Below are 22,609 nucleotides of genomic sequence, written 5' to 3'. Positions count from 1 at the left end.
TAAGGATTTCGGTATGGATTACCCGCAAATACTCTCCCCGGTTCTCAACTTTCTGCACTGTAAAACGCCTCAGGCATGGCTCGATAAAGCCCGCGATCCGGAAAATCTACCTCTGTTGCTGACTGACCATTTAGTTTGCGAGCTGAAAGCGGCGCAAACGGCAATGCTGCTGGTGCGTAAATATGTCGCCGACAAAGCGGGTTCGCAGGCGCTGCTCGACTGGCTTAAGCCGTATGAAGCCTTTGCCTTTCGTGAGGGAGAAGAGCCGGATTTCGCCGCGCTGAATAAGCAGATAAACAAAAGCGCGATGCCGCAGACTGACGACCCTTGGGGACGTCAGTTGATAGACAGCATGGTGCTGCTGATTAAAGAGGAGCTGCACCACTTCTGGCAGGTGCGTGAGGCGATGCAGCGTCGCAATATTCCCTATGTCAAAATTACCGCCAGCCGCTATGCCAAAGGCATGCTCAAAGAGGTACGAACCCACGAGCCGCTGACGCTGATTGATAAGCTGATTTGCGGAGCGTATATCGAAGCCCGCTCCTGCGAGCGCTTTGCCGCGTTAGCGCCTTATCTGGAGGCGGATTTGCAGGCGTTTTATCTGTCGCTGCTGCGATCCGAGGCGCGGCACTATCAGGATTATCTGGCGCTGGCACAGCAGATTTCGGCGAACGACATTGGCGATCGGGTGCGTTTTTTTGGGGAAGTGGAGGCTGGGCTTATCACTTCTCCCGATAATGAGTTCCGCTTTCATAGCGGCGTGCCGGTATAAGTTATCCGCCTGGCCTTACACCTTTCTAGCCTGCAGCAGAAAAATTTGGTGGCTGGAAATCGTTCATCTTTACCGCAATAATCGAAACTCATCACGGGGAAGCATAATCCCCGGAATAACGATTGATTTGGGTAAGGAAATTCAATGAACTGGGCACACGTATTACTGGCAGGGTATATCGGCGCGGTTATCGCCATCATCGTGGGGGTATTTCGCAAAAAAGGCTGGATTGGCAAGATCGCGGGCGGGGTGATTTTCGTGGTTGCGATCGTCGGCTGGAATCTGTTTGACGTGCATTACCTGATTCCGCGCGAAAGCCCGGACTATGGAAAAACGGAAGCGCAGAAATTCGAAGATGCGATGCTGACCATGCCCGTTTATCAGGTCATTAAAGAGCAGGAACCTGCTCTGTGGGAGCATATCCGCAACCAGTCGGCACAGATGAAAGAGGCCGGAAAAAGCGAGCAGCAGATTATTGACGCCATTCAGCCGCAGATCCTGCAGATGCAGATGGCGCGTTTGCAGCAGGCACCTGATGCCGAGGTGATTGGCTATATGAAGATTAATCTCGAGCAGATTGCTGCGGTGCAGAAAGTGGGGGACGACGAGTGCTTCCGTTTTCTGTTCCCGGCGGTAAAAGGTGGGATTAATCCGGTGCGCATTATTCCTCGCGAGATCATGGATCGTCGTATGGCGAGCGACATGGGCATGCTGTATGCCTCTCATGGCCCGAAAAAACATACCGTGACGGCAGAAGAAAAACAGCTGGCGCTTCAGGACCTGCAAACCCTCAGCCCGACGCTGGTGCAGCGTTATGGCCAGGATATTCAAATCATGGCTGACCCAAATAAAGGCGTGGGAAAAGAGAAGCTGACCTGTGACATGGTGCAGGATTTATGGGCTCAGGTACTTAAACTGCCGACCGCGCGTGCGGCCGGCGTGATACGCCTGATGTTGTCTGCCGAGATGCAATAACGTTGTCGTTCCCCTCAGGATAACCTCAGAGGGGTTTTAACATCCGGACTTCACAGTCGACGTGACCGGTGCAACCGAGGGGTTCCGCAATATGCGCGAACCCCAAACGCTCGTAAAGACGAATGGCTTCCGTCAGAAACGCGGTCGTTTCCAGATAGCACTGTTTAAACCCCTGCTCACGGGCGTGATCCAGCGCCATCAGTGCCAGCCGCTTCGCCAGCCCCTGACCGCGCACGCTCGGCAGGAAATACATTTTTTGCAGTTCGCAGATATCCGGTTCGCTACAACCTAACGGCGCAACACCGCCGCCGCCCACCACCTGACCATTCTGCTCAACCACCCAATACGCCGCGCCAGGCTGGCTGTAGACCTGAAACAACTCGTCGAGATTTGGGTCGGCCACGGTGTAGCCTTTATCAGCAGTCAGGCCATATTCGGCGGAGACCTGGCGAATCACATGGGCGATAGCCGCGTTGTCGTCGGCGGTGATGCGGCGTAGCGTCGCCGAGACAGGTGTAATGACACTCATAGCGAACTCATGACAGAAATGTGGAACATATGCAGTTAATACCACTGCGGTGAGGGGGAGCGCAAGCGAGGATAATTCAATAAAAAGCCTCTGAGCATTTGCATCAGAGGCTTTTGTCGTCTGCGGTGTCGGATGGCGCTACGCTTATCCGACCTACGTTGACGGTGCTGTAGGCCGGATAAGCGCAGCGCCATCCGGCAAACGTACAGGCACGATGATTACAGCGCGGCGATGACCGCCTGCTGCTCAATCAGCTTCGCTTTCGCTTCTGCATAACCGTCCAGCTTCTCACGCTCTTTGGCAATGACCGCTTCCGGCGCGCGGGCGACGAAGCCTTCGTTGGAGAGTTTGCCTTCGATACGGGCAATCTCACCTTCGATTTTCGCCACTTCTTTCGCCAGACGCGCCAGCTCATCTTCTTTGTTGATGAGGCCCGCCATCGGGATCAGCAGTTCGGCGCCGTCGATGATTTTGGTCACGGAAACCGGACCTTTATCATCGGCAGGCAGCACGGTGATGCTTTCCAGACGCGCCAGGTTCAGCAGGAAGCTACGGTTGTCGTTCACGCGACGCATCGCGTCAGCGCTGCAACCACGCAGCAGCAGCTCCAGCGGTTTGCCCGGGGCGATGTTCATTTCCGCACGAATGTTACGTACGGCAACGATCGCTTGCTTCAGCCATTCGGTATCGGCCAGCGCAGCTTCATCAACCTGCGCCGCGTTATATTCCGGGAACGGCTGTAGCATGATGGTGTCAGCGGTAATACCGCAAATGACCTTCACGCGCTGCCAGATAGTTTCGGTGATGAACGGGATGATCGGGTGTGCCAGGCGCAGCAGACCTTCCAGCACGGTAACCAGCGTATTGCGGGTACCGCGTAGTTCAGACTCGGAACCCCCGGTCATTACCGGCTTGGTCAGTTCCAGATACCAGTCGCAGAACTGGTTCCAGGTGAATTCATACAGAATGCCCGCGGCGATGTCGAAGCGGAAGTTATCCAGCGCTTCGCGGTACGCTTTCACGGTCTGGTTGAATTCCGCGAGGATCCAGCGGTCCGCCAGCGACAGCGTCATTTCGCCGCCGTTGAAGCCGCAATCCTGATCTTCGGTGTTCATCAGCACAAAGCGGCTGGCGTTCCACAGCTTGTTACAGAAGTTACGGTAACCTTCAAGACGCTTCATATCCCAGTTGATATCGCGGCCGGTCGAAGCCAGCGCCGCCAGGGTAAAGCGCAGGGCGTCGGTGCCGTGCGGCTCGATACCGTTCGGGAACTGCTTCTCGGTACGCTTGGCAATCTTCTCAGCCAGCTGCGGCTGCATCATGTTGCCGGTACGTTTTTCCAGCAGCTCCGGCAGGGAGATGCCGTCGACCATATCCAGCGGGTCAATAACGTTACCCTTGGATTTGGACATCTTCTGGCCTTCGTCGTCGCGAATCAGACCGGTCATGTAGACGGTATGGAACGGCACCTGCGGCTTGCCGTTTTCATCTTTGATGAAGTGCATGGTCATCATGATCATGCGGGCAATCCAGAAAAAGATGATGTCGAAGCCGGAAACCATCACGCTGGTTGGGTGGAACTGACGCAGAGCGTCGGTGTTTTCCGGCCAGCCGAGGGTGGAGAAGGTCCACAGCGCGGAGGAGAACCAGGTATCGAGAACGTCTTCGTCCTGACGAAGCTGAACGTCGGCGCCGAGGTTATTTTCCTGACGCACTTCGTCTTCTGTACGGCCAACGTAGACGTTGCCGTCGTTGTCGTACCATGCCGGGATACGGTGACCCCACCACAGCTGACGGGAGATGCACCAGTCCTGAATATCGCGCATCCAGGAGAAGTACATGTTTTCGTACTGCTTCGGTACGAACTGAATGCTGCCGTTTTCAACGGCTTCAACCGCTGGTTTCGCCAGCACGTCGGCACGCACGTACCACTGGTCGGTCAGCATCGGTTCGATAACCACGCCGCCACGGTCGCCGTAAGGGACGGTCAGGTCGTGCGGTTTGATTTCTTCCAGCAGGCCCAGCGCGTCAACGGCAGCGACGATGGCCTTACGGGCAGCAAAGCGTTCCAGTTTCTGGAACTCAGCCGGGATCGCATTGGAGTAAACGTCAGACTCTTCGCCTTTGGTGTCGTACACTTCCGCGGTTTCGCGGATGTCGCCGTCAAAGGTCAGAATGTTGATCATCGGCAGGGCGTGACGTTTCCCGACTTCGTAGTCGTTAAAGTCGTGTGCCGGGGTGATTTTCACGCAGCCGGTGCCTTTTTCCATATCGGCGTGTTCGTCGCCTACGATTGGAATACGGCGGTCGACCAGCGGCAGAATAACGAATTTACCGATCAGATCTTTATAACGCGGATCTTCCGGGTTCACGGCCACGCCAGTATCGCCGAGAATGGTTTCCGGACGGGTAGTGGCGACGACCAGATAATCTTTACCATCTGCGGTTTTCGCGCCGTCGGCCAGCGGATAGCGGATGTGCCACATCGAGCCTTTGGACTCGCGGTTTTCCACTTCCAGGTCAGAGATGGCGGTGCGCAGTTTCGGGTCCCAGTTCACCAGGCGCTTGCCACGGTAAATCAGGTCTTCTTTGTACAGGCGAACGAAGACTTCTTTCACGGCATTGGAAAGACCTTCGTCCATGGTGAAGCGCTCGCGCTCCCAGTCAACGGAGTTGCCGAGACGGCGCATCTGACGGGTAATGGTGCCGCCGGATTCCGCTTTCCACTGCCAGATTTTGTCGATGAACGCATCGCGACCGTAGTCGTGACGGGTTTTACCTTCTTCAGCGGCAATCTTACGCTCAACCACCATCTGGGTAGCGATACCCGCGTGGTCGGTACCGGCCTGCCACAGAGTGTTTTTACCCTGCATACGCTGGTAGCGGATCATGGTATCCATGATGGTTTGCTGGAAAGCATGACCCATATGCAAACTGCCGGTGACGTTCGGCGGCGGGATCATGATGCAGAAGGACTCTTTGCTTTCATCGCCGTTAGGTTTGAAATAGCCCTGCTTTTCCCAGTGCTCGTAAAGCGGCTGTTCGATATCTTGTGGGTTATATGTCTTTTCCATTATTTCCAGGTTGCCGTATTCAGGTTAAAACCAGCCACGCGGTAGGCTTTGTAGCGATCGCGTGCGAGTTGTTTCAGAGTTTCTTCGTAAGGGACGAAGTCTACCACTTCTGTGAAAGCGGTGGCAAAATCTGCAAAGTTTACCCGCAGACTTATCAGTATATCCCGTGGGCTGCTGTTGCGCCTGGCAGGCCAGGCGATCTCCACCGGCGCACCGCCTCTTGGGCCTTCGCCCGCCAGGTTATGCGGCACAAAACTTTCCGGAGGGCGGCTCCACAGGGCTTCATCCAGGCGAATGGCCTGCTGCTCGTCTTCGCAGGCGATCAGCACGCGCTTGCCCGCGCGCCAACGTTCTGCGGCAATTTCACACACCAGTTGCTCGACGGCGCTAAGCTCGTCGACGGTGGTGTCATTGTCCAGAAGATAGAACGTCGCATTCTTCATACATGGGGCTTCTTGTGGTGGATTTAAATCGCCCCCTGACTCCCTTCCCGAACGCGGGGAAGATTGGTTCCCTCTCCCCAGTGGGGAGAGGGTGAGGGTGAGGGGGTTGTGCCTTACTCTTCGCCGTTAAACCCGGCGCGGTTCAGCAGGAACTGCGACAGCAGCGCCACCGGACGACCGGTTGCGCCTTTGGCCTTACCGGAGCGCCATGCGGTGCCCGCGATGTCCAGGTGCGCCCAGTTGTACTTACGGGTAAAGCGTGCCAGGAAGCAGCCTGCGGTGATCGCACCGCCAGGACGGCCGCCGATGTTGGCCATATCCGCGAAGTTAGACTCCAGCTGTTCCTGATACTCATCACCCAGCGGCAGACGCCACGCGCGGTCACCCGACTGCTCGGACGCGCCAATCAGTTCGTGTGCCAGCGGGTTGTGGTTCGACATCAGACCGGTGATGTGATGACCCAGGGCAATCACGCAGGCGCCGGTCAGCGTCGCCACGTCGATAACCGCTTCCGGTTCGAAGCGCTCAACGTAGGTCAGCACGTCGCACAGCACCAGACGGCCTTCGGCGTCGGTGTTCAGGACTTCAACGGTTTGGCCAGACATGGTGGTTAGCACGTCGCCCGGGCGATACGCGCGGCCACCCGGCATGTTTTCACAACCCGCCAGCACGCCGATAACGTTAATCGGCAGCTGAAGCTCGGCAACCATACGCATCACACCGTATACCGCCGCCGCGCCACACATGTCGTACTTCATCTCGTCCATGCCTTCGGACGGCTTGATGGAGATGCCGCCGGAGTCGAAGGTCAAACCTTTACCGACCAGCACAATCGGACGAACGTCTTCAGATTCAACGCCTTTATACTCGATGACCGACATCAGTGATTCGTTCTGCGAACCGTTGCCGACCGCGAGGTAGGAGTGCATTCCCAGCTCTTTCATCTGCTGTTCGCCGATGACGCGGGTGATGACATTTTTGCTGTAACTGTCTGCCAGCTGACGCGCCTGTGAGGCCAGATAGGCGGCGTTACAGATGTTCGGCGGCATGTTGCCGAGGTCTTTCGCCGCTTTGATACCGGCGGCAATGGCCAGACCGTGCTGAATCGCACGTTCGCCGCTGGTCAGTTCACGGCGGGTTGGCACGTTGAAGACCATTTTACGCAGCGGACGACGCGGCTCGCTTTTGTTGGTTTTGAGCTGGTCGAAGCTGTACAGCGTCTCTTTCGCGGTTTCAACCGCCTGGCGCACTTTCCAGTAGTTATTGCGCCCTTTAACGTGCAGTTCGGTCAGGAAGCAGACGGCTTCCATTGAACCGGTGTCATTCAGGGTGTTGATGGTTTTCTGAATGACCTGCTTGTACTGGCGTTCGTCGAGCTCGCGCTCTTTGCCGCAGCCAATCAGCAGAATGCGTTCTGACAGCACGTTCGGTACGTGGTGCAGCAATAAGGTCTGCCCCGGTTTGCCTTCCAGTTCGCCGCGACGCAGCAGCGCGCTGATATAACCGTCGCTGATTTTATCGAGCTGTTCGGCGATGGGAGAGAGCCGACGTGGTTCGAATACGCCTACGACGATACAGGCACTCCGCTGTTTCTCCGGGCTACCACTTTTTACACTGAACTCCATGCACTACGCTCCTGAATCTTAAAGACAACGGCGGTGGCTACGGATAGAATTGCAAGCTTACGTAACTCATTTCCGCTGTTGCGGTGACTTCGTGTTAATCTTAACGTTATTACGGTCCTGGCACGTCAGAACAGGTCATGAAACGTGAAACCGCTGAGTCATTTAATCTTAGCGATGATTTCGACGACTCAAGAGAATAAATGACGTTTAAGCCATGAAACAAGCTATTTTCCTGCAATAAGACGGGTTTTTACGGGCGTATTTATAGTGATAATCATACGATATCTGGTGCGGGAGACGCTAAAAAGCCAGCTTGCCATCCTCTTCATCCTGCTTTTGATCTTCTTTTGTCAGAAACTGGTGAGGATCCTCGGCGCGGCGGTTGATGGTGATATCCCGACAAACCTGGTTCTCTCTTTGCTGGGGCTCGGCGTGCCTGAAATGGCGCAGCTTATCCTGCCGCTGAGCCTGTTCCTGGGTCTTCTGATGACGCTGGGGAAATTGTATACCGAAAGTGAAATTACGGTGATGCACGCCTGCGGCCTGAGTAAAGCCGTCCTGATTAAAGCGGCGATGGTACTGGCGCTGTTTACCGGCATCGTCGCGGCTGTCAACGTGATGTGGGCTGGGCCATGGTCTTCTCGCCATCAGGATGAAGTGCTCGCCGAAGCGAAAGCTAACCCCGGCATGGCGGCGCTGGCGCAGGGCCAGTTCCAGCAGTCAACCGATGGTAACGCGGTGTTATTCATTGAAGGTGTGAATGGCTCAAGCTTCCATGACGTCTTCCTGGCACAGCTGCGGCCAAAAGGCAGCGCGCGTCCTTCGGTGGTTGTTGCCGATTCCGGTCAGCTCTCGCAGCATAAAGACGGCTCTCAGGTGGTGACCTTAAATCAGGGGACCCGCTTTGAAGGTACCGCTATGCTGCGCGACTTCCGCATCACCGATTTTAAAAACTACCAGGCGATTATTGGCCATCAAGCGGTAGCCGCCGACCCGACCGATACCGAGCAGATGAGCATGAGCACGCTGTGGAATACGGACAATAACCGTGCTCGCGCCGAGCTGCACTGGCGCCTGACGCTCGTGCTGACGGTGTTCATTATGGCGCTGATGGTGGTTCCGCTCAGTGTGGTCAACCCGCGTCAGGGGCGTGTGCTTTCGATGCTGCCAGCGATGTTGCTCTATCTGGTGTTCTTCCTGCTGCAAACCTCGCTGAAATCGAATGCCGGCAAAGGCAAGCTAGACCCGGCGGTATGGATGTGGGCGGTTAACCTGCTGTATATCGCGCTGGCCGTGGCGCTGAACCTGTGGGACACCGTCCCAATGCGCCGCCTCCGCGCCCGCTTGACCAATAAAGGAACGGTATAATGCAGCCATTTGGTGTACTAGACCGCTATATCGGTAAAACCATTTTCACCACCATCATGATGACGTTGTTCATGCTGGTGTCGCTGTCCGGCATCATCAAGTTTGTCGACCAGTTGAAAAAGGCCGGGCAGGGGAGCTATGACGCGCTGGGCGCGGGTATCTATACCCTTCTCAGCATGCCGAAAGACGTGCAAATCTTCTTCCCTATGGCGGCGCTGCTTGGCGCGCTGCTGGGGCTGGGGATGCTGGCGCAGCGCAGCGAACTGGTGGTGATGCAGGCTTCTGGCTTCACCCGTATGCAGGTGGCGCTGTCGGTGATGAAAACCGCGATTCCGCTGGTGCTGCTGACCATGGCGATGGGCGAATGGGTCGCACCGCAGGGCGAGCAGATGGCGCGTAACTACCGTGCGCAGCAGATGTATGGCGGCTCGCTGCTCTCTACCCAGCAGGGCATGTGGGCGAAAGACGGCCACAGTTTTGTGTATATCGAGCGTGTTAAGGGCAACGACGAACTGGGTGGCGTGAGCATCTACAGTTTTAACAACGAGCGTCGTCTACAGTCTGTTCGCTATGCGGCTAGCGCCAAATTTGATACCGAACAGAAGGTCTGGCGTTTATCGCAGGTGGATGAATCTAACCTCTCGGATCCGAAACAGATTACCGGTTCGCAGACGGTGAGCGGTACCTGGAAAACCACCCTCACGCCTGACAAGCTTGGCGTCGTGGCGCTGGACCCGGATGCGCTGTCCATCAGCGGGCTGCACAACTATGTGAAGTATCTGCACGCTAGCGGTCAGGACGCCGGGCGTTACCAGCTGAATATGTGGAGCAAAATATTCCAGCCGCTTTCCGTGGCGGTGATGATGCTGATGGCGTTGTCGTTCATCTTCGGCCCGCTGCGTAGCGTGCCGATGGGCGTGCGCGTGGTGACGGGGATTAGCTTCGGCTTCGTGTTCTACGTGCTCGATCAGATCTTCGGCCCGCTCACGCTGGTATACGGCATTCCGCCGATTATCGGCGCGCTGTTGCCAAGCGCCAGCTTCTTCCTGATAAGCCTCTGGCTGATGATGCGAAAAGCGTAACCTCTCTTGTAGCCCGGCCAAGCGAAAGCGACGCCGGGTTTTTTATGCCTGGAATGGCTGTATTCCTTTTGTACATTGGCGCTGCCCCCGGGGCTCGGGCTACGGGATCATGTAGGCCGGATAAGGCGTTTACGCCGCCATCCGGCAAACAAACGGTACGAAACTAACGCCGCCGTCCACCCAGCAGGCTACCCAACATCCCACGCACAATCTGGTTCGTCACCTGACGCACGGCGCTTTTTGCCGCCGTCTGCACCAGACCATCGTGTTTGCCGCCGCGCGGACCGGTGGTGCCGAAGATAATATCTTTCAGCCCGCCAAGTATGCCGTCATCAACGCCCTGCTGACCTTTGGCCGGCGGAGCATCCGCCTGACCTGCGCTGTTCTGCACCCCTTTTTGCAGCATCTCGAACGCCGACTCACGGTCTATCTCATCCTCATACTTGCCATACAGCGGCGAGTTATTAATAAGACCATTGCGCTCGTCGTCGGTGACTGGCCCCATGCGTGAACATGGCGCAATCACCATCGCTCGCTCAACGACAGATGGGCTGCCTTTGGTATCAAGGAACGAGATAAGCGCCTCCCCGGTCCCTAACTCCTGAATCGCCTGCTCTGTGTTAAATGCCGGATTAGCGCGCATGGTCTGCGCCGCCGTCTTCACCGCTTTCTGATCTTTCGGTGTAAAGGCGCGTAGCGCGTGCTGCACGCGGTTACCAAGCTGGCCCAGCACCGCATCGGGAATATCCGATGGGTTCTGCGAGACAAAGTAGACGCCCACGCCCTTAGAACGAATCAGGCGGATCACCTGCTCGATTTTATCCAGCAGCACCTGCGGCGCATCGCTAAACAGCAGGTGCGCTTCATCGAAGAAGAAGACCAGCTTCGGCTTCTCGAGGTCGCCGGCCTCCGGCAACTGCTCGTACAACTCGGAGAGCATCCACAGCAGGCTGGCGGCGTACAGCTTCGGCATCTGGTAGAGCTTTTCCGCGCTGAGGATATTGATGATGCCTTTGCCATTGCTGTCGGTACGCATCCAGTCTTTGATATCCAGCATTGGCTCGCCGAAGAAGTGTTCGGCGCCTTGTTGCTCCAGCGTCAGCAGCCCGCGCTGGATAGCCCCCACGGAGGCGCTGCTGATATTGCCGTATTGGTTCTGGAAAGATTTCGCGTTATCGCCGATGTACTGGGTTATCGCGCGCAGGTCTTTGAAATCCAGCAGCAACAGCCCCTGATCGTCGGCAATGCGAAAGATGATGTTTAACACCCCGGACTGCACTTCGTTGAGGTTGAGCAGGCGTGCCAGCAACAGTGGGCCGAGGTCAGACACTGTTGCCCGCACCGGGTGGCCCTTCTCGCCAAAGATATCCCACACGACTACCGGATTCGCGTGCGGCTCCCAGTCGGTGACACCGATATTGTTCAGGCGCGCCATTAGCTTTTCAGAGGCCAGGCCTTCTTTTGCCACACCGGTCAGATCGCCTTTCACGTCCGCCATAAAGACCGGCACGCCAATCTCCGAGAACGACTCGGCCATTTTTTGCAGGGTGACGGTTTTCCCGGTACCGGTGGCGCCGGTAATCAACCCGTGGCGGTTGGCCATATTAGGCAGCAATTCAAGCTGCTTGTCCTGGGTGCGTGCGATCAGCAAAGGTGCGCTCATGGGTAATCCTCCATTTATTCTGCGTCGAGTATAGGCAAAACAACGATAACTCGCGGCAGTAAATTGTCTGTTTTGCGGCGCGTTATCCAGTGCGGACTATGCTTTGCATACGGTTTTCTTTTTTTTGGAAGGTTATGTCCAGATTCTTCTTTAACGATCGCAAACAGCTGGTCGACGATGCGCTGGAAGGCGTAGTGTTATCTGCGCCTCACGGCAACCTGGTTCGACTGGATATCGATCCGGCTATTCGTATTGTGGCTCGCGGTGACTGGGATAAAAGCCGGGTGGCGATTATCTCCGGCGGTGGCTCCGGCCACGAACCGGCGCACGCGGGCTTTGTCGGCAGAGGCATGCTCACCGCTGCGGTATGCGGCGATCTCTTCGCCTCCCCAAGCGTGGATGCGGTACTGAACGCCATCGTAGCGGTCACGGGCGACCGAGGTTGCCTGCTGATTGTCAAAAATTACACCGGCGACCGCCTCAACTTCGGGCTTGCCGCCGAAAAGGCCAAACGCTACGGCCTGAAGGTGGAGATGGTGATTGTCGCCGACGACGTTGCGCTCCCGGATAACAAACAGCCGCGCGGTATTGCGGGCACGGCGCTGGTGCATAAAGTGGCGGGCTACGCGGCGGAGCAGGGTAAATCGCTTAGCGAAGTGCACGAGATAGCCCAGCAGGCCAGCCGGGGCGTGTTCAGCCTGGGGCTGGCGATGGAAACCTGCAATCTGCCCGGTGGAGAGACCGAAGATCGCATTAAGCCCGGACAGGTGGAGCTGGGGCTGGGCATTCACGGCGAGCCGGGTGCCTCGACGGTCAGCAGCCATAACAGTAAACAGCTGATAGGCACGCTGGTTGAGACCCTGAAAGCCTCTGCGGGAGACAACCGTGTGGCAGTGCTGATCAACAACCTGGGCGGCGTGTCGGAGCTGGAGATGGCGCTGCTCACCAAAGAGCTGGCGCATTCCGTGCTGCGCGAGCAGATAGCCTATCTGATTGGCCCGGCGACGCTGGTTAGCTCGCTGGATATGAAAGGTTTCTCGCTGTCGCTGATTGTTCTTAATCAGGTCATCGAAGAAGCGCTGCTGGCTGATGTTGAAACCTCTGGCTGGGTGAAGGCGGTGGCTTTTGCGCCGCTCAAAACACTGACGCATGCCAAAGTGCACGACGCGTTGGAGGTTCAGCCATCGGAGAACCCACAGGTGCATGCGCTGGTGGCGCAAGCGACGCAGACGCTGCTGGGGCTCGAAGCGCGATTGAACGCGCTGGATGCTAAAGTGGGCGATGGCGATACCGGCTCGACCTTTGCGCTGGGCGCGCAGGATATCGCCACGCAGCTTAAACAAAATGCGCTGCCGTTGAACAACCCGGCGCAACTTTTGCAGCTGATTGGCGAGCGTCTTGCCACGGTGATGGGAGGCTCCAGCGGCGTGCTGATGTCGCTATTCTTTACCGCAGCAGGGCAGGCGTTAGCACAGGGGGAGACGCAACCGGATGCGCTACTGGCAGGGTTAAAGCAGATGAAGTTCTACGGTGGTGCCGCACCCGGCGATCGTACATTAATTGATGCCTTGCAGCCGGCGTTGGAAGCGCTGCGTGACAAGGGGCTGGCAGAGGCGATTGCGGCGGCGCAGCAGGGCGCTGATAGCACGGCGACCATGCAGAAAGCGAAAGCAGGACGCGCATCTTATGTGAACAGCGACAACCTGAACGGCGTGCCGGATCCCGGAGCCGTTGCCGTAGCGGAAGTCTTCGCGGCGTTTGCTAAAGGTTAATGACGCAGAGAGAAGATCCGGCGGCAGAACGCCGCCGGAGTGACATCAGGAATCAGCCTTCAACACCACACGGTAACGGGCTTTACCGTCACGCACGTGCTGGATGGCATCGTTGATTTTCGACATCGGGAACAGCTCAGTGATTGGCGCCACTTTGCTGCGACCGGCAAACTTCATCAGCTTGCGCAGTTCGAACGGGTTACCCGTTGCCGAACCGGAGATGCTACGGTCGCCGCCAATCAGAGTAAACGCCGGGACCGGCAGCGGCGTCAGCACCGCGCCGACGGTATGGAAGTTGCCGCCAGAGGCCAGCGCTTCAAAGTACGGCTGCCAGTTCAGATCCACGTTGACGGTGTTGATGATCAGATCAAACTGACCCGCCAGCTCTTTGAGCGCCTCCGGCGAACGGCTGTTGACCACGTGGTCCGCGCCCATCGCCCGTACTTCCTGCTCTTTCGACGGATTGGAACTGAACGCCGTCACCTCGGCACCCATCGCCCGCAACAGCTTAATGGCGATATGCCCCAGACCCCCAATCCCAATCACCCCCACGCGGCTGGTGGCGGTAACGTGATGCATCAGCAGTGGTTTAAAGACGGTGATCCCGCCGCACAGCATCGGGCCTGCGGTTTCGATATCAATGTTATCCGGCAGCGGAATAACCCATTGCCAGTCGGCGCGCAGCTTATCGGCAAAGCCACCGTGATTGAGGATGGTCGGCACCGATCCTTCGGTACAGTTGATCTGGTTGCCATCGATACAGGCATCGCAATGGCCGCAGCTACGCGCCGTCCAGCCAATGCCCACGCGCTGACCAATTTTCAGCCCTTTATTCTGTGCCGCGCTGCCCAGCGCCACCACGTGACCAATCACCTCGTGGCCTGCGACCAGCGGATATTGAGAGAACCCCCATTCGTTGTCGATCATCGACAGGTCCGAGTGGCAGATCCCGCAGTAATCCACCTTCACTTCAACGTCTTCCGGCAACAGCTCCCCGGCATCGTATTCCCAGACTTCCAGTTCTGCCCCGGCATTTTTCGCGGCGTAGCTTTTTATGATGGACATCGTGTATCTCTCAGTGTGGTGTTGAACTGAGAGTGTAGAGCATGTGGGGGCAGGGCGCTTGGCGGAAGGGGGGATTAAGCACGCTTCTGTAACAGTGCGTTTAACCACATCTCGCTGCGGCTGGGCCGCTTATCTTCCGTTGTCCAGTGAGCGACAAGTGTAATACCCGCAAGCCCTGCCAGCAGAGTATTCAGCCCTTGCTCATTGAGATCGGTAAAGTGGCGGCCATCTTTGATTCGTTCGCCGTCGCCATATTTAAAGGAGACGTACCAGATGCCGCCGGGCTTAAGCGCCTGCGCCAGTTTTGCCATGGCATCCGGGAGTTCGGTGGCGCTGACGTGCAGCAGCGAGGCACAGCACCAGATGCCGTCGTAACGATTAACGGTATTGACGTCGCTAAAGGTCATTTGCTTAACCGGCAGACCGGTATGCTGACTGGCAAGCTTTGCCATTTCCGTTGTCGCGTCAAAAGCCTCAACCTGATAGCCCTGCTGTGAAAATGCTTTGCTATCGCGCCCCGAACCGCATCCGGCATCCAGAATCCAGCCGCCTTGCGGAATATGCTCCAGAAAAGGCGTATGGAGCGAGCTCATATCGACGTTAACCGTCGAGCTAAAAAAATCGTCGGCGTGGTACTGATAGTATTCAAGCGTCATCAGAAAGTATCCGTTCCCTGCGCGGCAGGTTCCCATTGGTGGAAAAGAACTTGTAGCGCATCGTTCCAACTGGTAGCGAGGAATTTTTCGCGCTGCGCCGTCGCCGTTCCGGTTTGCCTGATCAATGTTTCGCGTAGCGGCAGGTGGCTATTGATAAAGTATTCGTTTCTATCGTGCAAGCGCTGGAGCAGCTTGCGGGACGGCAGGCGAGCGAACTTGCCTTTCTCGCCCCGGTTGCACTCCTTACATGCCAGCACCAGATTCCAGACGCCATTCACGTTACGCACCTGCTCACGCGCCTTCCACGGGATAAAGTGGTCAACGTCAGCAAACTGTTCATCGTCCGGCTTCAGGCTGATCGGCGCATAACAGTAGAAGCAGCGCCCCTTCTGGTAGCCGTTGAGGCTATCACGACAGCTCGAGATGGCCACGCGGCGATCGCTACTGCGGCTAAACAGTATCTGATCGTTATCGTCGTACTCCACGTTGATAAGTTGGCTGGCGATATTCATCGCCCACGCCTGCTCGACCAGGCTCCAGCGCGCGTTGGTTTCAAAGCTGAGGTTTTGATACTGCAGGCGCTCACCCAGACGATAAAAATTCTCCGTCAGTCGGATGCCCTTATGGGTCTTGCGCTCATCAATAAAAAAACGTTTCTCAATCTCGCCCTGATTCACGTTGTGGAAAGCATCAATCACATTGTTGAACCCCTGACGCACCGTAATGGCGGTTAACGCATCGCGGGTGATCTCCCCCGCATTGAACTGGGAACAGGCGGTAATAAACTGGCTGCTGCGTGAGGTTATCTGCTTCGGTGCATGTTGCAGATGGCGACAGAGATGTTCGCTGAACGGCACAGCCAGATCGTCCAGTAAGATCAGATCTCTACCTTTAGGTTTGAGATCGTACAGCGCATGCGCCAGCGCGAACTTATAGGACGCGACGTTTTTGCCAAAAAGAATAATCCCGCGCCAGTAGTTTTCGAGCGTCGGTTCAACCTGATAGAAGCGCATGACGGTGTCCTGAAAGCGGTGACTGTTATTACAGGATTTAGTTACGCGATCTCATATCAAATAAAGGGAAATGTAAACCGACCTGGTCACGTTGCATTTTTTTGCGAGGCGGATTCCAGGAAAAAGCACTGGCTGGCGGCTGAGTTAGCGGTGGTTAAGGGTTTTGTAGGGGAGTCGATGTTTTTTTAGACACTTAGTGGCGGAGTGGGTGTCTGACGCTTGCATGGTGGCGCGTGACAGGTATAATCCACAACGTTTTCCGCATACCTTTCCGTGCCGGAGTGGCGAAATCGGTAGACGCAGTTGATTCAAAATCAACCGTAGAAATACGTGCCGGTTCGAGTCCGGCCTTCGGCACCATCGGAACATCAATAGACGTCAACGGACGTCTTTTTTTGTGCCTGAAATCCAGTATCCGCAAGGCTTCGCCCCGCTTTTCAGTCAACCGACGTCAATCTGAGTTACCCTACATCAACATGCTTGTGAGTATAGAACCGAGTATATATGCTGGTTCGATAATGCTTATATACTCACGGCAACATATGGAAGGAATACCATCATGGCCCTGACTGATACCAAGGTACGTGCGGCAAAACCCGAAGCAAAGGAATACTCGCTAGTAGATGGCGACGGCATGTTTTTACTGGTACACCCTAACGGCTCCAAATACTGGCGCTTTCGTTTCCGCTTTGGGGGCAAACAACACCTGATGGCTTTTGGTGTTTACCCTGAAACGTCCTTGGCTGATGCTCGTCAAAAGAGGGAGGAGACCAGGAAGCTTGTTGCTGCCGGTGTTGATCCCCGTGAGCATAAGCGTGCAGTAAAAGAAGAAAAGGCAAAAGAGGTTGTTACGTTCGAGTCTGTTGCCAGAGACTGGCACGCCAGCAATCGAAAGTGGTCTAAGTCACACAGTGCTCGGGTTCTTAAAAGTCTGGAAGATAATTTGTTCGATGCGATTGGTAAGCGAAATATCGCAGATTTAAAAACTCAAGACTTACTAAAGCCACTTAAAGCCGTAGAGATGTCTGGACGTCTTGAGGTGGCGGCGCGTCTGCAACAACGAACAACATCAATTATGCGATTTGCTGTGCAAAGCGGTTTAATCGACTACAACCCCGCGCAAGAGCTCGCTGGAGCGATTGCCACCGCTAAACGACAGCATCGTGCTTCGCTGGATTTTGATCGTATTCCAGAACTACTTCATCGAATTGATTCTTACACAGGCAGACCACTAACACGTTTAGCTGTGGAGTTGACGTTGTTGGTCTTTATTCGGTCTAGTGAACTACGATTTGCTCGTTGGTCGGAGGTTGATTTTGAAACTGCGATGTGGACGATTCCAGGGGAACGTGAACCACTTGAAGGTGTTAAGCATTCACACCGAGGATCAAAGATGAGGACTCCTCATCTTGTTCCTTTATCTCATCAAGCACTCGCTATTCTGGAAAAGATCAAAAGATTGAGTGGAAACCGTGAACTAATCTTCGTTGGTGATCACGACTCGCGCAAGCCGATGAGTGAGAACACAGTGAATAAAGCACTTCGAGTGATGGGCTACGATACGAAAGTTGAAGTATGTGGGCACGGTTTTAGAGCCATGGCTTGCAGTACCTTAGTTGAATCGGGGTTGTGGTCGAGGGATGCGGTAGAGCGACAAATGAGTCATCAGGAGCGTAACTCTGTGCGTGCGGCTTATATTCATAAGGCCGAGCATTTGGGGGAGCGTAGGTTGATGCTGCAGTGGTGGGCGGATTATCTGGATGCGAATAGAGAGAAGGGAGTTAGTCCGTTTGATTTTGCAAAGCAAGCAGCAAGATAAGCCCTTTTAAGGATTATAACTCCTTGAAAATAAGAAACTTTAAAGCGTTATTTAGCGCTTGAGATGAACAGTTTTTCTGTAATTCTTCAAAATTACACAGAAAAGGATTGACGACAACACAGCGTTGTTGTCTAATGGCCTCAGCTTCAAGCGAGGTAATTTTTAAAAATTACCAATTTGAACATGAGTGGGTGAGTTCTTGCCGGAATACCCACAAATCTTAAATATGAAAGCGAGGGTTGAAACATGGTAACAATTAAACAATGGGCCGAGATTGAGGCCAACTACGATGATACTTTACTTTTGGGGAATGGTGCAAGTATCGCTGTTAATAGCGATTTTGCCTATCGTAGCTTATGTCAGAAGTTGACCGAGCTCAGTTCAGATGGGCAGCTGACAGCCTTGTTCGAACTATTTGATACGCAAGATTTTGAGTTGATTCTGCATCGTCTGTGGATTGCAACCCAAGTAAATCAACAACTCGGTGTGCCTGAAAATGCAACGACTGAGGGGTATAAATTACTTAGAAATCTGTTGATTCAATGTGTGAGCCAAAATCATCCTGAACATCATGAGATATCGGGTGTGCTAGCTAAAATTCGCTCTTTTATAGGCAAATTCAAGACGATTTTATCCCTGAATTACGATCTCATTGTGTACTGGGCATCTTTGCTTGAAGATACAACTACCGGAAAATTAAAGGATTGCTTCATAAATCGTTTGTTTAATGAACAGCTAGATTGGAGTGAATTTAGAGACTTACATTGGAAGGATCGTGAAAGAGGTTACAAGACGACTAGCTTAGTCTTCTACCCACATGGTTCTTTGATTTTGGCCCAAGACTTCAGTGGTCAAGAGTCCAAATTACACACTAATCCTCGTGGTGACGGAAATTATCTTCAGCAAATATCTCGGCAATGGGATTCTGCAGCAGTTACACCAGTTTTTGTTTCTGAGGGGACAAGTAAGCAAAAACTAAGTGCGATTGCTCGTAGTCGTTATCTTGACACTGTTTATCGTGAAGTACTGCCAGAGAAAAAGGAAAGTATCGTGATCTATGGATGGAGTATGGGGGAAAATGATACCCACATACTCGATGCCCTGAAAAAAAGTCAGCCATCAAGGATTGCGATTTCAGTGTATGGCACTGACTCCTCTGGCTGTGATGCAATTGAAGGTATGTTAAAAGCGGTGTTTGGTGACGGTTTGCTTGTCGAGTTTTTCGACAGTGAAAGCGCCAACTGCTGGTGCCATTAACTAAGCGAAAGGGGGCGTAGCCCCCTATTGTACGAGGATAAAAATGGGAAAAATCGTCTATAGCGACATTGCAAATTTTATCCCCGGAGTAAACCTGTCACGCATAGAGTCAGAAGAATCAGGTAAAGCGTATCGCTTTTATACAGCACAGTTGCATCAGATCGATGACTGGCAACCTGAAGTGATAGTTTCTGATAAAGAACAGGTAGTTAAGAGTATGTCGTTACTCAAAGTGACAAGAGAAAACGATGTCATTATTAACTTAGCGAACGCTAAAGCTGTTCTTGTTAAGCAGGAGCACGCAGGGCGAATATTGGGCAATAACTTTGTTAAGGTCGAGTTGGATGTTAGCAGAGTCTCTCCATTGTTTTGGATTTGGCATTTCAATGAGAGCAAAGCTATAGCCCAACAAAAATCATTTGTTCTACAGGGGTCAACTGTACCTAAGTTAACTCTGCAAATGGTTCGTCAATTTGAACTCGATTTACCTGGACTAAAAAAGCAACAAGCGATAGGTGAGCTGTATCTTCATCTCAGGATGAAAGATTACTACGAGTACAACTTGATGAAATTAAAGCAACAATATTATTTTGCCAAACTAGAAAATTTATCAAAATAATCAACGAGTAAGGTTTTTTATGTCTCCTCAGATTGAAGCGCAAAATTTAAGTGAACTGCAAGGCCGCCTGTGGAATATCGCCGATACCCTGCGCGGTAAGATGAATGCCGATGAATTCCGCGACTACTGCTTAGGCTTTATTTTCTACAAATATCTTTCTGAAAAATTCGTTGCTTACGCTAATAAAATTTTGGCGGAAGATGGCATTCAATACAACGAGCTGACTCCTGAACATCCGGCGTATCAGGACATTGTTGACGCAGTAAAAGAGGATAGTATCCCGTCCTTAGGCTACTTTTTGCCGCCAACCGATCTGTTCCACACTATGGCAGAACGAGTTGCTAAAGATCCCAAAGGTGCAGGCACCGGCTTTATTCTGGAAGACCTCGCCACTACACTACGCAGCATTGAACAAAGCACGTTGGGCACCGACTCCGCGGATGACTTCAGCAACCTCTTTGAAGATCTCGATTTAGGTTCCAGCAAGCTCGGCAACACTGCTAAGGCTAAAAATGAGCTGATCGGCAAAGTCGTCACTGAACTCGACAAACTGAGCTTTAACCTCAGCGAAACAAGTTCCGACATTCTGGGTGATGCCTACGAGTACCTGATCGGTCAGTTCGCCTCAGGCGCTGGTAAGAAAGCCGGTGAGTTCTATACCCCGCAGCCGGTTTCCACCCTGCTGGCTAAAATCGTCACTACCCACAAGCTGAAGCTCAAAAATGTGTATGACCCGACCTGTGGCTCGGGTTCATTGCTGCTGCGTGTGAAACGTGAAGCCTCATCAGTTGGTAAGATTTACGGTCAGGAGATGAACCGTACTACCTATAACTTGGCGCGTATGAACATGATCCTACACGGGGTTCACTATGCGGATTTTGAGATCATTCAGGAAGATACGCTGGAACAACCGCAGCATATGCATCTGAAATTTGACGCCATTGTCGCGAACCCACCGTTCTCCGCCAAGTGGAGCGCCAGCCCGCTGTTTATGAACGATGACCGCTTTGCCCAATACGGCAAACTGGCACCCTCGAGCAAAGCAGACATGGCGTTTGTGCAGCATATGTTCTATCACCTGGAAGATGACGGCACGATGGCGGTAGTTCTGCCTCATGGGGTCTTGTTCCGTGGTGCAGCGGAAGGTCATATTCGTCAATTTATGATTGAGAAGCTGAACTGTATTGATGCGGTGATTGGCCTGCCAGCCAATATCTTCTACGGCACCAGTATTCCGACCTGCGTGCTGGTATTGCGCAAGTGCCGAAAGCACAACGACACTATTCTGTTTATCGACGCCAGCAATGACTTTGAGAAGGTGAAAACACAGAACCGCCTGCTGCCGGAGCATATCGACAAAATCGCCGATACCTATAACGACTGGAAAGCTGTCGAGAAGTACAGCCATATCGCTACGCTGGAAGAGATACGTAGGAACGATTACAACCTCAATATTCCGCGCTATGTTGATACTTTTGAGGTGGAAGAAGAGATTGATCTCAACGCCGTGGCGCAGGAAATTCGTGAGCTGGAAGGGAAAGTGGCTGAGATTGATAAGACCATTACTGGATTCTGTCAGGAACTGGGGATTGATACGCCGTTTACGTTAGTGGAGGGGAATAAGTGATGGTGCCAAAGCTAAGGTTTAAATCATTCTCAGCCCCCCTAGAAAAGCATAAAATTGAGGATATTTTAGCTCGCTTCGTTTCCCCTGTATCTGTATCTAAAATAGAAAAGTATCGAGAAATAGGGATTCGCTCACATGGGAGGGGTTTATTCCATAAAGAGGAGTTGTCCGGTTTTGAATTAGGGAATAAACGCGTTTTTTGGATAAAGAAAGATGCTATTATTTTTAACATTGTTTTTGCTTGGGAACAAGCGGTAGCAATTACTTCGTCGGAAGATGAGGGATGTATTGCATCTCACCGATTCCCAATGTACTTACCTAAAGATTACAAATGTAATACTGACTATATCAGAAGGTACTTCCTGACGAAAAAAGGTAAATACTTATTAGAACTTGCATCCCCTGGTGGTGCTGGTCGAAACAAAACCCTAGGCCAAAAAAACTTTGATGAGTTGGTTGTAACTATTCCTGATGTTACAGAACAAAGCAAAATTGCCGATTTTCTATCATCGGTTGACGAAAAAATCACGTTGCTGAACAAGCAGTTTGGCCTGCTGTGTCAGTACAAAAAAGGCATAACGCAGAAGATTTTTAGTCAGGGATTGCGATTTAAGGATGAAAGAGAAAATGAGTTTTCGGAGTGGGAGTATATAGAATTAAAAGAGATAGCCTCAAAAGTTAATATAAAGAATAGAGACAACTCTGTCAATGTAGTGCTAACTAATTCGGCTACTCAGGGAATTATTAGTCAGGATAGTTATTTTGAAAGGGAAATTGTTACCGAAAGTAATTTAGCAGGATATTATGTTGTGAGTGTGGGGGATTTTGTCTACAACCCAAGAATATCTGCAACAGCTCCAGTTGGCCCTGTAAAAATGAATGAATTAATTCAGGGTGTGATGTCTCCTTTATACACGGTATTTCGTTTTAAAAGAGGCTCGCTAAACTTTTACAAATATTTTTTTGAAAGTTCAGTATGGCACGATTACATGAAAAGCGTAGCTAATAGTGGTGCCAGACATGACCGTATGAATATTTCAGGCGCAGATTTTTTCGGTCTTCCGATCCCCCAACCTACTGAGGAAGAACAAATCAAAATCGCCAATTTCCTATCTGCCCTTGACGATAAGATCGGCCTAAAGAAAGCAGAACTGGACAAGTTAAAAATCTGGAAGCAGGGCCTGCTCCAGCAAATGTTTATATAATATTCATTCGGTCCGACCTGCACCGGGCTAGTACATTAACTAAAG

General features: G+C 53.0%; 19 protein-coding genes and 1 tRNA gene. 12 read left to right on the top strand and 8 right to left on the bottom strand.

Features of this window, described 5'->3' with window-relative positions; translation table 11 throughout:
- Window positions 1–13: 13 nt before the first annotated feature.
- Both miaE and K7B04_RS02280 read left to right on the top strand, forming a co-directional pair.
- Window positions 14–772, top strand: coding sequence for a tRNA isopentenyl-2-thiomethyl-A-37 hydroxylase MiaE (miaE, locus tag K7B04_RS02285; RefSeq protein WP_163445789.1), 759 nt, complete (start codon window positions 14–16; stop codon window positions 770–772).
- Window positions 773–916: 144 nt separating this feature from the next.
- On the top strand, window positions 917–1,747 hold the full coding sequence (locus K7B04_RS02280) for a topoisomerase II (protein ID WP_163445788.1): 831 nt from the start codon (window positions 917–919) through the stop codon (window positions 1,745–1,747).
- Between the two features lie 25 nt (window positions 1,748–1,772).
- Here the strand turns inward: K7B04_RS02280 and K7B04_RS02275 are convergent, their stop codons facing one another.
- From K7B04_RS02275 to pepA, 4 genes are all read right to left on the bottom strand, one after another.
- Window positions 1,773–2,276: a GNAT family N-acetyltransferase gene (locus K7B04_RS02275; RefSeq protein WP_163445787.1), complete on the bottom strand. Its 504-nt coding sequence runs from the start codon at window positions 2,274–2,276 to the stop codon at window positions 1,773–1,775.
- A 218-nt stretch (window positions 2,277–2,494) separates the two neighbouring features.
- The gene (locus tag K7B04_RS02270) at window positions 2,495–5,350 is read right to left on the bottom strand and encodes a valine--tRNA ligase (RefSeq protein ID WP_223803423.1); all 2,856 of its coding nucleotides are present in this window, start codon (window positions 5,348–5,350) and stop codon (window positions 2,495–2,497) included.
- Window positions 5,350–5,793: a DNA polymerase III subunit chi gene (gene holC, locus K7B04_RS02265; protein ID WP_163445785.1), complete on the bottom strand. Its 444-nt coding sequence runs from the start codon at window positions 5,791–5,793 to the stop codon at window positions 5,350–5,352. The genes K7B04_RS02270 and holC overlap by 1 nt, the downstream gene beginning before the upstream one ends.
- A 113-nt stretch (window positions 5,794–5,906) precedes the next feature.
- The gene (pepA, locus tag K7B04_RS02260; protein ID WP_064546996.1) at window positions 5,907–7,418 is read right to left on the bottom strand and encodes a leucyl aminopeptidase; all 1,512 of its coding nucleotides are present in this window, start codon (window positions 7,416–7,418) and stop codon (window positions 5,907–5,909) included.
- Between the two features lie 153 nt (window positions 7,419–7,571).
- Here pepA and K7B04_RS02255 point away from each other — a divergent pair, with 153 nt between their 5' ends.
- The 3 genes from K7B04_RS02255 to lptG all read left to right on the top strand — a co-directional run bounded on the left by K7B04_RS02255 (window position 7,572) and on the right by lptG (window position 9,868).
- A complete protein-coding gene (locus K7B04_RS02255; RefSeq protein ID WP_223804110.1) occupies window positions 7,572–7,622 on the top strand; it encodes a hypothetical protein in 51 nt (16 codons plus the stop codon).
- Window positions 7,623–7,685: 63 nt separating this feature from the next.
- Window positions 7,686–8,786 (top strand): LPS export ABC transporter permease LptF, encoded by a 1,101-nt coding sequence (gene lptF / locus K7B04_RS02250; protein WP_223803422.1) that lies wholly within the window; start codon window positions 7,686–7,688, stop codon window positions 8,784–8,786.
- Window positions 8,786–9,868: an LPS export ABC transporter permease LptG gene (lptG, locus tag K7B04_RS02245; RefSeq protein WP_163445783.1), complete on the top strand. Its 1,083-nt coding sequence runs from the start codon at window positions 8,786–8,788 to the stop codon at window positions 9,866–9,868. Before lptF ends, lptG begins: the two co-directional genes overlap by 1 nt.
- A gap of 163 nt (window positions 9,869–10,031) precedes the next feature.
- Here lptG and K7B04_RS02240 read toward each other — a convergent pair whose 3' ends face one another.
- Entirely contained in the window at window positions 10,032–11,531 is a 1,500-nt protein-coding gene (locus K7B04_RS02240; protein ID WP_163445782.1) for a helicase HerA-like C-terminal domain-containing protein, read from the bottom strand.
- Window positions 11,532–11,665: 134 nt separating this feature from the next.
- Here K7B04_RS02240 and K7B04_RS02235 point away from each other — a divergent pair, with 134 nt between their 5' ends.
- Complete coding sequence (locus tag K7B04_RS02235) at window positions 11,666–13,303, top strand: dihydroxyacetone kinase subunit DhaK (RefSeq protein ID WP_223803421.1); 1,638 nt, start codon at window positions 11,666–11,668, stop codon at window positions 13,301–13,303.
- 45 nt (window positions 13,304–13,348) lie between these two features.
- Here the strand turns inward: K7B04_RS02235 and K7B04_RS02230 are convergent, their stop codons facing one another.
- The 3 genes from K7B04_RS02230 to K7B04_RS02220 all read right to left on the bottom strand — a co-directional run bounded on the left by K7B04_RS02230 (window position 13,349) and on the right by K7B04_RS02220 (window position 16,037).
- Window positions 13,349–14,368 carry an NAD(P)-dependent alcohol dehydrogenase gene (locus K7B04_RS02230; protein WP_223803420.1) on the bottom strand — a complete coding sequence of 340 codons (1,020 nt, stop codon included), beginning with the start codon at window positions 14,366–14,368 and terminating at the stop codon, window positions 13,349–13,351.
- A 74-nt stretch (window positions 14,369–14,442) separates the two neighbouring features.
- Window positions 14,443–15,024, bottom strand: coding sequence for a class I SAM-dependent methyltransferase (locus K7B04_RS02225; protein WP_163445779.1), 582 nt, complete (start codon window positions 15,022–15,024; stop codon window positions 14,443–14,445).
- The gene (locus K7B04_RS02220) at window positions 15,024–16,037 is read right to left on the bottom strand and encodes an HNH endonuclease (RefSeq protein ID WP_163445778.1); all 1,014 of its coding nucleotides are present in this window, start codon (window positions 16,035–16,037) and stop codon (window positions 15,024–15,026) included. The genes K7B04_RS02225 and K7B04_RS02220 overlap by 1 nt, the downstream gene beginning before the upstream one ends.
- 275 nt (window positions 16,038–16,312) lie before the next feature.
- Between K7B04_RS02220 and K7B04_RS02215 the strand changes: the two genes are divergently transcribed.
- The 6 genes from K7B04_RS02215 to K7B04_RS02190 all read left to right on the top strand — a co-directional run bounded on the left by K7B04_RS02215 (window position 16,313) and on the right by K7B04_RS02190 (window position 22,564).
- Window positions 16,313–16,397: transfer RNA gene (locus K7B04_RS02215), tRNA-Leu, on the top strand.
- 199 nt (window positions 16,398–16,596) lie between these two features.
- Window positions 16,597–17,856: an integrase arm-type DNA-binding domain-containing protein gene (locus K7B04_RS02210; protein WP_223803419.1), complete on the top strand. Its 1,260-nt coding sequence runs from the start codon at window positions 16,597–16,599 to the stop codon at window positions 17,854–17,856.
- A gap of 246 nt (window positions 17,857–18,102) precedes the next feature.
- Window positions 18,103–19,113 carry a DUF4917 family protein gene (locus K7B04_RS02205; RefSeq protein WP_063411620.1) on the top strand — a complete coding sequence of 337 codons (1,011 nt, stop codon included), beginning with the start codon at window positions 18,103–18,105 and terminating at the stop codon, window positions 19,111–19,113.
- Between the two features lie 43 nt (window positions 19,114–19,156).
- The gene (locus tag K7B04_RS02200) at window positions 19,157–19,732 is read left to right on the top strand and encodes a restriction endonuclease subunit S (RefSeq protein WP_223803418.1); all 576 of its coding nucleotides are present in this window, start codon (window positions 19,157–19,159) and stop codon (window positions 19,730–19,732) included.
- Between the two features lie 19 nt (window positions 19,733–19,751).
- Entirely contained in the window at window positions 19,752–21,359 is a 1,608-nt protein-coding gene (locus K7B04_RS02195; RefSeq protein ID WP_223803417.1) for a type I restriction-modification system subunit M, read from the top strand.
- Window positions 21,359–22,564: a restriction endonuclease subunit S gene (locus K7B04_RS02190; protein ID WP_223804109.1), complete on the top strand. Its 1,206-nt coding sequence runs from the start codon at window positions 21,359–21,361 to the stop codon at window positions 22,562–22,564. The genes K7B04_RS02195 and K7B04_RS02190 overlap by 1 nt, the downstream gene beginning before the upstream one ends.
- Window positions 22,565–22,609 lie beyond the last annotated feature (45 nt).

The organism is Kluyvera sp. CRP (genome assembly GCF_019930565.1).
GTDB classification, from domain to species: domain Bacteria; phylum Pseudomonadota; class Gammaproteobacteria; order Enterobacterales; family Enterobacteriaceae; genus Kluyvera; species Kluyvera georgiana_A.
This window is presented reverse-complemented; position numbering and strand designations above follow the sequence as displayed.